Annotated in this window: 12 protein-coding genes; 6 read left to right on the plus strand and 6 right to left on the minus strand. The window is 70.3% G+C overall.

Going from position 1 to position 14,415, the window contains the following annotated elements:
* Positions 1-178 precede the first annotated feature (178 nt).
* Genes ACFSOX_RS12685 through ACFSOX_RS12695 form a run of 3 tightly spaced genes read right to left on the minus strand, consistent with a single transcriptional unit; the run spans position 179 to position 2,704 of the window.
* On the minus strand, positions 179-961 hold the full coding sequence (locus ACFSOX_RS12685) for a CoA-transferase subunit beta (RefSeq protein ID WP_378478182.1): 783 nt from the start codon (positions 959-961) through the stop codon (positions 179-181).
* Positions 954-1,925, minus strand: coding sequence for a CoA transferase subunit A (locus tag ACFSOX_RS12690; RefSeq protein ID WP_378478183.1), 972 nt, complete (start codon positions 1,923-1,925; stop codon positions 954-956). The genes ACFSOX_RS12685 and ACFSOX_RS12690 overlap by 8 nt, the downstream gene beginning before the upstream one ends.
* Positions 1,922-2,704 carry a LamB/YcsF family protein gene (locus tag ACFSOX_RS12695; RefSeq protein ID WP_378478184.1) on the minus strand — a complete coding sequence of 261 codons (783 nt, stop codon included), beginning with the start codon at positions 2,702-2,704 and terminating at the stop codon, positions 1,922-1,924. The genes ACFSOX_RS12690 and ACFSOX_RS12695 overlap by 4 nt, the downstream gene beginning before the upstream one ends.
* 263 nt (positions 2,705-2,967) lie before the next feature.
* On the opposite strand from ACFSOX_RS12695, the gene pxpB reads away from it, so the two are divergent.
* The 6 genes from pxpB to ACFSOX_RS12725 all read left to right on the plus strand — a co-directional run bounded on the left by pxpB (position 2,968) and on the right by ACFSOX_RS12725 (position 10,340).
* Entirely contained in the window at positions 2,968-3,738 is a 771-nt protein-coding gene (pxpB, locus tag ACFSOX_RS12700; RefSeq protein ID WP_378478185.1) for a 5-oxoprolinase subunit PxpB, read from the plus strand.
* Positions 3,735-4,826 carry a 5-oxoprolinase subunit C family protein gene (locus tag ACFSOX_RS12705; RefSeq protein ID WP_378478186.1) on the plus strand — a complete coding sequence of 364 codons (1,092 nt, stop codon included), beginning with the start codon at positions 3,735-3,737 and terminating at the stop codon, positions 4,824-4,826. Before pxpB ends, ACFSOX_RS12705 begins: the two co-directional genes overlap by 4 nt.
* Before the next feature lie 148 nt (positions 4,827-4,974).
* Positions 4,975-5,736: a GntR family transcriptional regulator gene (locus tag ACFSOX_RS12710; protein ID WP_378478187.1), complete on the plus strand. Its 762-nt coding sequence runs from the start codon at positions 4,975-4,977 to the stop codon at positions 5,734-5,736.
* Between the two features lie 68 nt (positions 5,737-5,804).
* Entirely contained in the window at positions 5,805-8,150 is a 2,346-nt protein-coding gene (locus ACFSOX_RS12715; RefSeq protein WP_378478188.1) for a xanthine dehydrogenase family protein molybdopterin-binding subunit, read from the plus strand.
* A gap of 124 nt (positions 8,151-8,274) precedes the next feature.
* A complete protein-coding gene (locus ACFSOX_RS12720; RefSeq protein ID WP_378478189.1) occupies positions 8,275-9,102 on the plus strand; it encodes an FAD binding domain-containing protein in 828 nt (275 codons plus the stop codon).
* Positions 9,099-10,340 (plus strand): xanthine dehydrogenase family Fe-S subunit, encoded by a 1,242-nt coding sequence (locus ACFSOX_RS12725; protein ID WP_378478190.1) that lies wholly within the window; start codon positions 9,099-9,101, stop codon positions 10,338-10,340. Before ACFSOX_RS12720 ends, ACFSOX_RS12725 begins: the two co-directional genes overlap by 4 nt.
* 201 nt (positions 10,341-10,541) lie before the next feature.
* Here ACFSOX_RS12725 and ACFSOX_RS12730 read toward each other — a convergent pair whose 3' ends face one another.
* The 3 genes from ACFSOX_RS12730 to ACFSOX_RS12740 all read right to left on the minus strand — a co-directional run bounded on the left by ACFSOX_RS12730 (position 10,542) and on the right by ACFSOX_RS12740 (position 14,264).
* Positions 10,542-11,393: a citryl-CoA lyase gene (locus ACFSOX_RS12730; protein WP_378478191.1), complete on the minus strand. Its 852-nt coding sequence runs from the start codon at positions 11,391-11,393 to the stop codon at positions 10,542-10,544.
* Positions 11,394-11,482: 89 nt separating this feature from the next.
* Positions 11,483-12,685, minus strand: coding sequence for a CaiB/BaiF CoA transferase family protein (locus ACFSOX_RS12735; protein ID WP_378478192.1), 1,203 nt, complete (start codon positions 12,683-12,685; stop codon positions 11,483-11,485).
* A gap of 199 nt (positions 12,686-12,884) precedes the next feature.
* The gene (locus ACFSOX_RS12740) at positions 12,885-14,264 is read right to left on the minus strand and encodes a formimidoylglutamate deiminase (protein WP_378478193.1); all 1,380 of its coding nucleotides are present in this window, start codon (positions 14,262-14,264) and stop codon (positions 12,885-12,887) included.
* Positions 14,265-14,415 lie beyond the last annotated feature (151 nt).

Raw genomic sequence — 14,415 nt, forward strand, 5'->3', positions numbered from 1 at the left:
AAGTCCTCCGGTCGCCGGGCGACCTCGCTCTTCGTTGTCGGGGACGGCGCCGTGACGGTGCCGCAGGATCATTTCGTAGGGTGGGCAAAGCGAAGCGTGCCCACCATCGGACCATCCAAATGCGCCTCGTGACGGCGTGGGCACGTCGCGTTCGCGCCTTTGCCCACCCTACGGGACGTCAAGCCGTGTAGAGCCGGCCGGGATCGAGCTCGCGGATCAGCGCCAGCTCGTCGGCTTGCGGCGGCGTCGTGACCGCGAGCTCGCGGGCGCGGCGCAACCTGAAGCCGGTGTTGTCCTGCACCTGCTCGAAGCTGACGCCGGGATGCAGCGCCAGCACCTCCATCTCGCGCGTCTCCGCGTCGAATCCCATGACGGCGAGATCGGTGACGACGCGCCACATGCCGCCGGTCGGCAGACCGCGCCGGGCGCGGCTGTCGCCGCCGTCGATCCAGCCCGGCGAGGTGACGAAGTCGACCCGCTCCACGAAGCGACGCCGCTCGTGCTTCATCGCGACGATCATGTTCGTGAGCGAGGAGATGTCGTTGCCGCCCCCGGTGCCGGGCAGGCGGATCGAAGGCTTCTCGGCCGGGCCGATGAAGGAAGAGTTGAGGTTGCCGAAGCGATCGATCTGGGCGCCGCCCATGAAGCCCACGTCGACATAGCCGCGCTGCAGGAGCAGCAGAACGTCGGTGGAGGGCAGCACCATGTTGGCGCGGCGCGTGCACCGCTGCTCGTTGGTCGAGGGCGGCAGCTCGCCGGGCTTGATGAAAGGGCCGATGACGCCACCCTCGAACAGGATGGTGAGCTTCGGCGCGAACACGCGCTGTGCGAGCGTCGCGGCGAGCAGCGGGATTCCGACACCGGCGAAGACGATCTGCCCGTCGGTGAGGAGCCGACCCGCCATGATGGCGATCAGCTCGGAGGCCGTGTAGACCGTGGCGGTCGCGGCGTGCTCAGTCATTGAAGATCACCCGGCCGCGCCGGCTCGCGGTCAGCAGCGTCTCGAGGCCCACCATGTCGAGATAGCCGGCCCAATCCTTCGGGCCGTGGACGAACTCGTCGAGATACGTCTTCACGCCGGCGATCGGATCCTTGGACGTCAGGGCCGCGTAGTTGTCGAGCTGGGCGAAGATCGGCTCGTACTGGCCGTAACACTCGTGCGGCACCGATCCGTAAGGCACCTCGACCACGGCTTCGACGGTGAAGAACGGAATTCGCGTGTGATCGGGGGCGCGCCGGATCTGGTCGTTGGAGACGATTCGCTCGGTCGTGAGGATCACCTTGTTCGCGGCCATCGCGATGTCGATGTCCATGAACTGCAGGCCGTCGAGCTGGGCGTTGCCGTAGGCGTCGGCGCGCTGCACGTGGATCAGCGCCACGTCCGGATTGAGGGCCGGCAGCGCCATCACCTCGTCGCCCGTGAACGGACAGCGCACCGGCTTCACCTCGTCGGCGCGGATGCGCGCCACGTCGGATCCGACCATCGAGCGCACCGGCATGAACGGGATGCCCATGCCGCCGGCCCGATAGCGCAGGCCCATCGCCATGTGGCTCCACTCGTCGAACTCGGCGAGCCCCTTCTCGACATGGTGGCGCATCACCTTGGAGATGCCCCACACGATGCCCTGGCTGAACCAGCTCGTGACGATCTTCTTGCCGAGCCCCGACGCGAAGATCAGGTCGCCCTCGGTCGAGGTGATCGAGCGCGACACCGTGAGGCCGGTCCGGCGCGCCCGGATCAGCGCCCAGATCATCGCCATCGGCGTGCGCGAGAGCGTGCACCCGCCGATCGCAACGTGATCACCGTCCGAGACCAGACGCGCCGCCTCGTCGAGCGACATCACCTTCTCGCGCAGCCCGCGGTCGCGCGCCGCCAGCTCCCGGCGCAGCGTGTCGTAGCCCTTGACGAGCGTCTCGGCACTCATCGCCCCGGAAGCTCCATCTCGGTGAGCGGAACGATCTCGACACCGGCCTTCTCCAACGCGGCCCGTGCCGTGCGGGCGACGCCGACCGCGGTCGGCTCGTCGCCGTGGACGCAGAGCGTGTCGACCTCGACCTTCACGACCTTGCCGTTCATCGAGACGATCTCGCCGTCCACCACCATGCGGACGGTCCGGCGGGCCGCCTCCTCGGCGTCCTTGAGCACCGTGCCGGAGAGGGCGCGCGAGGCGAGATTGCCGTCGTCGTAATACATCCGGTCGACGAAGCCCTCGCGGGCGAGCGGCAGACCGAGCTTCTCGGCCGCCCACTGCATCTTGGAGCCGGCGAGCGCGACGTAGACGATCGACGGATCGACCGTCTTGATGGCGCGGCCGATCGCGAGCGCGTACTCCTCGTCCTCGGCCGCCATGTTGTTGAGCGCCCCGTGCGGCTTGAGATGCGTCACCTTCAGGCCGGAGTACCGGGCCATGCCCTGCAAGGCACCGATCTGATAGGCGACCATGTATTCCAGGTCGACGGGCTTCATCTGGATGCGCCGCCGGCCGAAGCCCCACAGATCGTTGAAGCCGGGGTGAACGCCGATGCTGACCCCCTGCTCCTTCGCCAGCATGCAGAGGCGATGCATCGTGTTGGGGTCGCCGGCATGAAAGCCGCAGGCCACGTTGGCCGACTTGATGATGGTCATCAGCTCGGCATCGTTGCCGATATTGTAGGCACCCCAGCCTTCCGCGATGTCGGCGTTGAGATTGATCCGCTTCGCCATTGCGCTTCGTCTCTCCGGTGGGGATCCGGTCGGGATCACGGAACGCCGTCTTTTCCGGCAAAGCCGAGGGTGGACGACTGGTGCTATTTATAGGACAACCATACAACAGCCGCCGCGGCGCGCAACCACCCGCACTGCCGTTCTTTCGGGCGATGTGGACGCGTCGGCGGCACGGATCACAAACGGGCGACGGCCGGCGACGGACCGGGCCCGGCGGACCGGACGAGGCGCCGGTCGGACGAGAGATGCCGGTCGGACGAGAGATGGCGAACGCGACGCACAAGGCCGAACCGCGCATCCTGACGAGCGGCGATACCGCCCTGGTGGTGGAGTTCGGTCGCGAGGTCGACCGTCGCGTGAGCGCGCTCGTGCTGGCGCTGACGCGGCGCCTCGAGGCCCAGCCGATCGCCGGCGTGATCGAGCTGGTGCCGACCTTCCGATCGCTGATGGTGCACTACGATCCTCTCGTGATCGCGCCCGCCGATCTGTCGGCGCGGCTCGCCGCGTCGGCGGCCGGGCTCGACGCAGTCGAAGAGCCCGGCCGGTTGTGGCGTCTGCCGGCCTGCTACGATCCCGCCGTCGCCCCCGACATCGCCGCCGTCGCCGCCGCGACCGGCCTGACGCCGTCCGAGATCGCGGCCCTGCACAGCGCCGAGACCTATCACGTCTACATGCTCGGCTATCTGCCGGGCTTTCCCTACATGGGCGACACCCCCGCGGCGTTGCGCCTGCCGAGACGGACGGATCCGCGCGTAAAAGTGCCGGCCGGCTCGATCGCCATCGCGACCGCGATGACGGCCGTCTACGGGATCGAGAGCCCGGGCGGCTGGAACCTGATCGGCCGCACCCCGGCGCTGATGTGGGATTTGCGCCGTGAACCGCCGGCCCTGCTCGCCGCCGGCGACAAGGTACTGTTCGAGCCGATCGGTCTTTCGGAGTACGAGGCGTTGGCTGCGCGCGCCTCCGCCGGCACGCTGACGATCACGTCGGAACCGGCGCCCCGTTTCGCCCCTGTTCCGGAGTCCGCGACATGAGCGCGGGCGTGGCGATTCCTGCTCCTTCGCACGGCGGCGGTGGCGCGGCGCTGCGGGTCGTCGCCACCGGCCCCGCCGTCACGCTGCAGGATGCCGGCCGGGTCGGCCATCAACGCTTCGGCATCCCGGTGTCGGGGGCCATGGATCGGGTCGCCCTCGCGGCCGCGAACGTTCTGGTCGGCAATCCGCCCGGCACCGCCGCGCTCGAGATCGCCTATCTCGGGCCGACTCTCGCCGTGGAGGCCGAGAGCGTGCGCATCGCCTTCGCAGGCGGCCACGCCAGCGTCGATGTGCTGGACGAGACCGGCATGTCGGTGCGGACGGTGCCGCCACTGACCAGTGCGCGACTCGTGCGCGGCGAGCGACTGCGGATCGGCGGCTTGTCGGGCAGCGTGGTCGGCTATCTCGCCGTCGCCGGCGGCTTCGACGCGCCCGTCTTCCTCGGAAGCCGCGCGACGCTTCTGCGCGCCGCACTCGGCGGGTTCGCCGGGCGCGCGCTCGCCGTCGGCGATCGCCTCCCGCTCGTCGCCGACGCCGCGCCGACCCGCGACGAGATGCATCTTTCCGACACGACGTTTCCGCTGCCGGACCGGGTGCGCGTCGTGCTCGGACCGCAGGACGACCACTTCACCGAGGAGGGCATCGCGACCTTCCTCACCCGAACATATAAAGTGACGGCCGCGACCGACCGCATGGGCATGCGGCTCGACGGCCCGACCATCGCGCATCGCGACGGCTTCAACATCGTCTCGGACGGCATCGCGCCCGGCGCCATCCAGGTGCCCGGCAACGGACAGCCGATCGTGCTGCTCGCCGACCGCCAGACGACCGGCGGTTATCCGAAGATCGCGACCGCGATCTCGGCCGACCTGCCGGGGCTCGGCCGGCTGACACCAGGCGCGACGATCCGATTCGAGCGCGTCGATCTCGACGCCGCGGTCGCGGCCCGCCGCGCCCTCGTCGCCGAGATCGCCGCGATGCGTGGGCGGCTGGTGCCGGCCGGCGGCGAGGTCGATGTCGAGGCGCGGCTCCTCGCCGAGAATCTGGTCGGCGGAATGGTCGACATGTTCGGGGAGCACGCGCCATGAGACGCGTGCGATCGGGCGGGAGGACACGATGAGGCCGGCCGGACCCCGCCCCCCGACAGGACGCACGACCGCAGGACGCACGACGTCGAGTCGCCCGACGACCGGACGCCCCAAGCGCAGTGGCACGACGAGCGACGCCGACAGTCGCGTGCCGCGCTACCTGCAGGTCGCCTCGGTGCTGCGCCGGCGCTTGCGCGACGGCGTCTGGTCGGTCGGCGAGAAGATCGCGACGCTCGAGGAGATGGAGCGCGAGTTCGACGTCGCCCGCGTCACGGTGCGACAGGCCATCGAGTTGCTCCAATCGGAGGGGCTCGTCGAGTCGCAGCAGGGGCGCGGCACCTTCGTCACCAACACGGTCGATCATCGCCGCTGGCTCGCGCTCGCGACCGACTGGGAGAGCCTGATCGCCGGCATTCGGGAGAACGTTCCGTATCCGCTGCCGGCGGGCCTCGCCGGAACACCGCGCATCGAGCCGGGCGAGGGACGGCCGGCCGCCGCCTACCGTTTCCTGCGCAGCCTGCAGAAGCGCGGCGACGAGCCGTTCGGATACGCGCGCGTGCATCTCGCCCGCGACATCTTCCGGCGCGCGCCGAAACTCTTCACGTCGCGCGCCGCCCTGGTCGTGCTCGCCGAGATGAGGGGCATCCAGATCGCGCGCGCGCACCAGACGCTGACCATCGGAACGGCCGATGTCGAGACGGCGAAGCTGCTCGGCATCGGCCTCGCCGCACCGACCGCCGAGGCGCGCTGCGTCGTCACCGACGCCGACGGCGTCGTGATCTATGTCGGCGAGATTTCCTACCGGGGCGACTGCGTCAGCCTGGACATCGAGTTGCGCGGCAAGGTCGCCGCCAAGACGGATCGCGGCGTGACGCCGCCTCGCCTTGCCGGTCCGCCTCGGCGCCGGTAGCATCCCTTCTCATACACACAATGCCGCCGGGAGCGAGGGCGCGACGTGATCAGCAGCGGACCAGCGAGATGACCGACGCAGGCATCGGGGCGCGGCTGCCGCGCAAGGAGGACGACCGCTACATGCGCGGCCGCGGCCGCTATGTCGGCGACATCCGGCTGGCCGGCCAGCAGGAGGTGGCGTTCCTGCGCAGCCCGTTGGCCCATGCGCGGATCCTCGCTGTCCGGGTGCCCGATCACCTGCGGTCTCAGGTGCTTCTCGCCGCCGATCTCGACGGCGTGCGCGAGATCAGGGCCGACACCACCCTGCCCGGCTTCAAGTCCTCGACCCAGCCCGTGCTGGCGCGCGACCGGGTCCGTCACGTCGGCGAGCCGATCGCGCTCGCGGTCGCACCCTCCCGCGCCGAGGCCGAGGACATCGTCGCCGAGATCGAGATCGATTTCGAGGAGCTCCCCGCCGTCGTCGACATGCTGAAGGGCCGCGCCGCGGACGCGCCGCTGCTGCACGAGCAGTGGGGCGACAATCTCTTTCTCGTGTCGCTCACCGACGTCAACTCCGCCGCGCTGAAGGCGAAGGCGGCCTACAGCGTGACACGCGAGCTGCGCACCGCCCGCCAGGTGATGAGCCCGCTCGAAGGCCGCGGCGTGATCGCCGAATGGGACAGCCGCGTCGGCCAGCTCGTGATCTGGTCGTCGACCCAGCAGCCGCATATCGTGCGCTCCGGTCTCGCCGAGTGTCTGGGCATCGACGAGGGCGCGATCCGGGTGATCGCGCCGGATGTCGGCGGCGGCTTCGGCTACAAGGGCATCCTGCTGCCCGAGGAGGTGGCGCTCGCCTTCGCCACGCGCCGCTTCGGCCGTCCGCTGCGCTGGCTCGAGGATCGTCGCGAGAATCTGATCGCCGGCGCCGACTGCCGCGAGCACCACTACGTGATCACGGCTTACGCGGACTCCGACGGGCGCCTACTCGGTCTCGACTGCGAGGCGAGCGTCGATTGCGGCGCCTACTCGGCCTATCCGTTCTCGGCCTGCCTGGAGGGCGGTCAGATCGGCAGCATCCTGCCCGGGCTCTACGACTTCTCGCACTACCGCTGCCGCGTGCACTCGGTCGCCACCAACAAGCCGCCGATCCTACCCTATCGCGGCGTCGCTCGCACGGGAGCCTGCTTCGCGTTGGAGGTGACGCTCGACGCGCTCGCCCGAGAGATCGGGATCGAGCCGACCGCGCTGCGCATGAGGAGCCTGGTGCGACCCGAGCAGATGCCGTTCGACAACGTGGCGAAACGGCACTTCGACTCGGGTGATTATCCCGAGGCGCTGCGCCGCGCCATCGACGCCGTCGACCTGACGGGCGTGCGGGCGCGCCAGGCCCGCGGCGAGCCGGACGGCCGACGCATCGGCATCGGCTTCTCCATGTATGCCGAGCAGGCCGGCCACGGGACCAGCGTCTACTCCGCCTGGGGTATCCCGTTCGTGCCGGGCCACGAGCAGTGCCAGGCGCGCTTCACGCCCGACGGCGGGCTCGAATTGCGCATCGGCGCGCACAGCCACGGCCAGGGCCTGGAGACGACGCTCTCGCAGGTCGCGCATTCGATCCTCGGCGTGCCGCACGCGCTGATCAGATTGGTGCACGGCGACACCGCGATGACGCCGTACTCGACCGGCACCTGGGGCTCGCGCTGCATGATCATGTCGGGCGGAGCGGTCGCGAGCGCCTGCGACGCGCTCGCCGAGCGGGTGAAGACGATCGGCGCGGCACTGCTGCAGACCGATGTCGCCTCGGTGCGTTTGGAAGGCGGCGCGGTGGTCGGTCCGGGTGGCCGCATGAGCGTCGCCGAGATCGCCCGCACCTGGTATCGCCGACCGCAGGATCTGCCGCGCGACGTCGATCCCGGCGGCCTGGAGGTCACGGCCGGCTACAAGGCGGCGCGCGACACCGGCACGTTCAGCTACGCGGCGCACGCCGCCGTGGTCGCGGTCGACACCGAGACGGGCGAGACCGAGATCCTCGACTACGTGATCGTCGAGGACGGCGGCGTGCTGGTCAATCCGATGATCGTCGACGGTCAGATCATCGGCGGCACGGCGCAGGGCATCGGCACCGCCTTCTACGAGGAGATGCGATACGACGAGCGCGGCCAGCCGCTCGCCTCGACGCTCTCCGATTATCTGCTCCCCGGCCCGACCGAGATGCCGAACTTGAGAATCCTGCACATGGAGACGCCGTCACCCTACACACGCTTCGGCCAGAAGGGAATCGGCGAGGGCGGCGCCATCGCGCCGCCGGCGGCGCTCACCAACGCCGTCAACGACGCGCTGAAGGATCTCGGCGCGGAGTTGCTGATGTCGCCGATCACGCCGCGTCGCATCATCGAGGCGATCACGGCGGCGCAAAGTCGCGAGGCCGCGGAATGATCAGATCGATATCCGGCGATCTCTCCGCACCCTCCGCTCACGCCCGCGAATCCCGACATCCAGGGGCGTCGTGTGGTGAAGCTCCTGGATTCCCGCCTTCGCGGAGACGAACGGAGCGGGTCACATGAAGGCCGCCGCATTCGACTATGTCCGCACGGCGAGCGTCGCCGAGGCCTGTGCGCTGCTCGCTGCCGATCCGGACGCCAAGATCATGGCCGGCGGCCAATCCCTCGGGCCGATGCTGAACCTGCGGCTCGCGCGACCGACGAAGTTGATCGACATCACCCGCATTCCCGAGCTCGGGCGCGTCGAGGAGAGCGCCGACGCCGTGACGTTCGGAGCCGTCGTCACGCACGCCGCGATCGAGGACAAGCGCGTCGTCGATCCGACCGGCGGTTTCATGGCGCGCGTCGCCCGCGGCATCGCCTACCGGGCCGTGCGCTCGCGCGGCACCATCGGCGGCAGCCTCGCCCATGCCGACCCGGCGGCCGACTGGGTCTCGACCCTGACGGCGCTCGGCGCCGAGATCGTGATCACGAGAGCGGCAGGCGCACAGCGGCGCGTGATGGTCGAGGATTTCGTCCGAGGTGCGCTGAGCAGCGCCCTGATGGACGGCGAGATCGTCGAAAGTGTCCGCATTCCTCGCTTCTCCGCGACGGCCCGCTTCGGCTTCGAGAAGATCTGCAGAAAGACCGGCGAGTTCGCCGAGGCGATGGGGGTCGCGGTTCACGATCCGGAACGCGGCGTCTGCCGCATCGTCGTCGGGGCGACCGCCGGCCGACCGATCGTCGTCGAGGCGAGCCGCGGCGCCGGTGCGCGGCTGCTCGACCGCTTCGCCGATGCCGACACGACGCGCGACATGCTGAGCGAGGCGGGCCTCATGGGCGACGACTTCAAGGTTCGCCTCGCCGTCGCGGCGGTCAGCCGTGCGGTCGCGGAGGTGCGCCGATGACCACGATCACGCTGGACGTCAACGGCCGCACCGTCACGGCCGAGGTGACGCCGCGCACGCATCTCGCCGATTTCTTGCGCGAGCACCTGCTTCTGACGGGAACTCACATCGGCTGCGAGCACGGCGTCTGCGGCGCCTGCACGGTCGAGATCGACGGCGAGATCGCGCGCTCCTGCATCACCTTCGCGGTCGCCTGCGACGGCGCGCGCGTGCGCACCATCGAGGGTTTCGACGACGACCCGCTGATGGCGCGGCTGCGCGACGCGTTCTCCACGTCGCACGCGCTGCAATGCGGCTACTGCACGCCGGGCCAGCTCGTCGCCGCACGTGATCTGATCCGGCGCAAGTGCCTCGAGCCGGACCTCGACATCCGCACCGAGATGAGCGGCAACCTCTGCCGCTGCACCGGCTACGCCGGCATCGTCGCGGCGATCGAGACCGTGGCGGCCGAAGCCCCCTCGGTTCCGACGCTGCCGAAGGAGCGTTGGGCCGGCCCGGCGCCAGGACCGGGCGCGCAGCCGGCCCGAGCAGCGACCGGCGCGGCGACGGGGACGGCATCGCCCTCGGTCCGTCCGCCGACACCCGGTCCTGTGCCTTGCGCCAGACCGACCATGCCGGCGCGACAGGTGAAGGTCGAGGTCGGCCCGGTCACGATTGAGAACGGCGAGACGCGCTTCACCCAGAGCTTCGTGCTGGAGCATCGGGCCGAGGCCGTTTGGGAGCTGATGCGCGATCCCGCGCGCGTCGCGGCCTGCATGCCGGGCCTCGCGCTCGATCCGCCCGGCCAGGACGGCCGCCTCGCCGGCCGCATGGCGGTGAAGCTCGGGCCGATCACCGCGGGCTTCTCGGGCGACGGCACGATGGTGCGCGACGACGATGCGCGCCGCATGGTGATCGAGGGGCGTGGCAGCGACCGCAAGAGCGGGTCTCGCGCATCGGGCCGTGTGGAATACACGCTGTCGGAAGCGGCGGCGCCCACCGGTGCTCCGGCGACGCGCGTCGCCTGCGTCATCGCCTTCACGCTGCAGGGTCCGCTCGCCCAGTTCGGCCGCTCGGATCTGGTCCGCGATCTCGTCGGCCGCATCGGGGCGGCGTTCGCATTCAACGTCGACGCGCGCCTGCGTGCCCCCGACGCCGAACTCGCGCCGGCCGAGCTCGGCGGCGTGTCGCTGATGCTCGGCGTGCTCTTCGGGCAGATCAAGCGGGTGTTGGAGCGGCTTCTCGGACGCGCGAGCTGATCACGCCGTCGCTTCACCTCTCCCCTGCGGGGAGAGGTCGGATCTCGCGCAACAGCGCGAGATCCGCGTGTGGGGGTGCCGAGGCAAACCAACCAGCGCCGTAAACCCTCGCCCCGGTTGCGCGCTACGCACGCGCCCGACCCTCTCCCCCCTCAGGGAGAGGCACCGGCGCCATACCGAGCCGAGACCCGAACAGCTCATTCACTCCGGAACCTTGCGCGGACCCGGGCCCGTGTAGGTCCAGATCTGATCACGCGGGATCGGCCCCTTGTTACGGTAGTCCGACTGGCTCTCCTCCCAGGCATGGGCGAGGCATCCGACCGAGCGCGACAGCACGAACAGGCCGCGGCACAAAGGCGGGGGAAAGCCGAGCTCGGCGAAGACGACGGCGGTGGCGCCGTCGATGTTCATCGGCACGCGCTTGCCGCCCCGCCGCGCCGCGATCACGTCCTCGACGGCGCGCGCGATAGCGGCGAACACACCGCTCACCGCGCCCTCGGCCGCCGCCTGATCGACCAGCGCGAGGATGCGCGGGGCGCGCGGATCGAGATGATGGAAGCGGTGGCCGAAGCCCGGCACATGCTTGATACCGCGCGCCGCCAGGGCCTCGATCTCCTCGGTGACGGCCTTGGTGATCCCGGCGGCGTCGATCGTCGCGGCGGCGCGTGCTTCTTCGGGCAGCCGGGCCGCGATCGCGTCGAACAGCTCGACGCACTGCTCGCCGGCGCCGCCGTGCACGTCGCCCAGCACGTTGGTGGCCGACGCCATGGCGTTGTTGATGCCGACCCCGCAGGTCATCGCCATACGGGCGATGGCGATCGACGGCGCCTGCGGCCCGTGGTCGACGGCCGCCACCATGGCGGCCTCGAGCAGCTTGGCGGCCGGCTTCGACGGCAGCTCGCCACGGGTGAGCAGATAGACCATCTCGGCGAAGCCGATCCGGCCGATCAGATCCTCGATCGCATAACCGCGATAGCGGATCATGCCGGGCTTCATCTCGATGATCGAGGTCGCCCACCAGTCGGACGGCGACAGCTTCTGGCGTTCGCTCATAGGATCCTCGGTTCGTTGTGTCGGCCTGTGTCCCGTCACCCTGAGGTGCTCGACCGGAGGTCGAGCCTCGAAGGGTGACGGAAGCGGCGTCAGACCGCGCCGCCGTCACGGAGCGCGCGAATCTCGTCCGGCCCGTAGCCGAGCTCGGCGAGCAGCACCTCGGTGTCGGCGCCGAGCGCCGGCGGCGGCGAGCGCGGCTCCGGATCGCCGCTCGCGAGCTTGAAGCCGGAGCGCACCACCGGCACCTCGCGATCGACGCCGGGGGCGCCGGGGAACCGGGTGACGAGGCCGCGCTCCTTGATGTGCGGATGCTCGAGCACCTGCGGGATCGACAGCACCTCGCCGGCCGGAATGCCCTTGGCGTTGAGCAGCACCGACCATTCCTTGGCGGTCTTTCGCGCGAGGGCCTTCTCGATCTCGGCCTTCAGCTCGGCGCGGCGCTTCTTGCGGTCCTCCCGGTCGACATAGCGCGGGTCGGTCGCGAGCTCCGGGCGACCGATCACGGCGCACAGCGCGACGAACTGCTCCTGCTTGTTGGCCGCGATGTTGAGCGGGCCGGAGCCGGTCGCGAAGGTGCCGGACGGGCTCGCCGTCATGTTCTCGTTGCCGATCGGCCGCGGCTGCACATGCGCGACCAGATAGTTCGACACCTGCCAACCCATGGTGACCAGCGTCGACTCCAGCATCGAAACGTCGATGAACTCGCCCTCGCCGGTGCGGCCGCGACGCACCAGCGCCGCCGCGATGGCGAAGGCCGCCGTGATGCCGCCGATCGTGTCGGCGACCGGGTAGCCGACCCGCAGCGGCGCGGAATTCTCGTCGCCCGTCACGCTCATCACGCCGGCGAGTCCCTGGACGATCTGGTCGTAGGCCGGGTTGCCGTGCAAGGGGCCGGTCTGGCCGAAGCCCGAGATGGCGCAATAGACGAGGCTCGGCTTGATCTCCTTGAGGGCGGACCAGCCGAGCCCGAGGCGGTCCATCACGCCGGGGCGGAAATTCTCCACCAGCACGTCGGCGCTCTCGACCAGACGGCGAAACACCGCCTTGCCGACCTTGTCCTTCAAGTTGACGGTGAGCGATCGCTTGCCGGCGTTCTGGGCCAGGAACGAGACGCCCATCAGCGCCTTGTTGAGGTCCGGATCGGCGCCGAGCTGGCGCGCGAGGTCGCCCGTGCCCGGAACCTCCACCTTGATCACGTCGGCGCCGAGCAGCGCCATCTGATAGCAGCAGAACGGCCCCGCCAGCACGTTGGTGAGGTCGAGAACGCGGATCTTGTCGAGGAGTGGGCTCACGGCGTGCCCCATGGGACAGTGCGCGGCGCCGGCAGGTTCGGAACGAGCGAGCCGTGCATCCGGCCGATCGACCGGCGCGTGTCGCCGGTCGGGTCGATTGGCGATCCTGTGTACACGATTTCACGGTGCGGCACGAGTGACGGCTCGTCGGGTCCGGCATGTGGACGAATGCGGACCGCGACGGCGCGCCGCCCCCGGCCTATGCGGCGAGGATCCGCTTCAGGGTCGCGCCGTAGCGGGCCGTGATCGCCTCTCGCCCGCGATGACGACCGCCTTCGACCACGATCGCGCCGCCGGCCATCACGGTCGCCACCGCCTCGCGGCCGGCGACGAACAGGAAGGTGTCGAGCACCCGGTCGCTGGCGACCGCGGCGAGATCGGGATGCGTGGTGTCGAGCACGACCAGATCGGCCCGGCAGCCGGGCGCGATCGCGCCCGCCGGTTGCGCCAGCGCCTGGGCACCGCCGGCCAGCACCTCGGAGAGAAGCCGGCGGCCGGTCGACTCGCCCTCGGCCGTCGCCATCACGTTGCGGGCGCGGTGCGCGAGGCGCTGCGCGTATTCCAGCTGGCGCAGCTCGCCGGCCGGATCGATGTCGATGTTGGAATCGGTGCCGACGCCGAAGCGGCCGCCGCTTCCGAGATAGCGGGCGCCGTCGAAGATGCCGTCGCCGAGCGAGGCCTCGGTGAGCGGGCACAGGCCGGCGACGGCGCCGGAGCGCGCGAGCCGCACGGTCTCGTCCGGCGTCATGTGAGTCGTGTGGATCAGCACCCAGCGGCGATCGACCGGCATCTCGTCCAGAAGCCATTCGACCGGGCGACGGCCCGACCAGGCGACGCAGTCCTCGACCTCCTTCACCTGCTCGGCGGCGTGGATGTGGATCGGCCCGTCGGGCGCGATCTCGAGCGCGGCGCGCAGCGTGTCGGGCGTCACGGCGCGCAGCGAATGCGGGGCGATGCCGATCCGCGCCCCCGGCACCGTTGAGACCAGCACGCGGCTGCGCTCGACCAGTCGGGAAAATCGCTCGGGGTCATTGAGGAAGCGCCGCTGACCGGCGACCGCCGGCTGCCCGCCGAGCCCGCCGTAACCATAGAGCGAGGGCAGTAATGTCAGGCCGATACCTGTCGCCGCGGCCGCCGCGGCGATGCGGCCCGCCATCTCGCCGAGATCGGCATAGGGCGTGCCATCGACGTCGTGGTGGAGATAGTGGAACTCGGCGACGGTCGAAAAACCGCGCTCCAGCATCTGCATGTAGGCGAAGGCGGCGATCGCTTCGGCGTCGTCGGGCGTCAGATGGGCGAGGAAGCGGTACATCACCTCGCGCCAGGTCCAGAAGCTGTCGGAGGCAGGGCCACGCCGCTCGGCGAGACCCGCCATGCCGCGCTGGAAAGCGTGGCAGTGCAGATTCGGCACGCCGGGCAGCGCGAGGCCGGCGATGCGCTGCGCCCCGTCCGCCGATGCGCCGTCCGGCGTGACGTTCGGCTCGACTGCGACGAACAGGCCGTCCCGCACCGTCACGCGCACGTTTTGCGCGAACCCGTCCGGCAGCAGCGCCCGCGCGAGCAGCCACATCTTGTCCATCGCCCTCGTCCTCCGTCTTCCCCCTCTTCCCGCGGACGGGGAGAGGACGCGCCGGCGCCGATGCCGGCCCGACGCGGCGGACCATAGCGGAGGGCGCGGCGATTCTGTATGGGACGGAACGCGGGCGCGACATGCGTGCGCGACCTCGACG

Origin of the sequence: Rhodoplanes azumiensis (genome assembly GCF_042682915.1) — a bacterium.
Lineage (GTDB): Bacteria > Pseudomonadota > Alphaproteobacteria > Rhizobiales > Xanthobacteraceae > Rhodoplanes > Rhodoplanes azumiensis.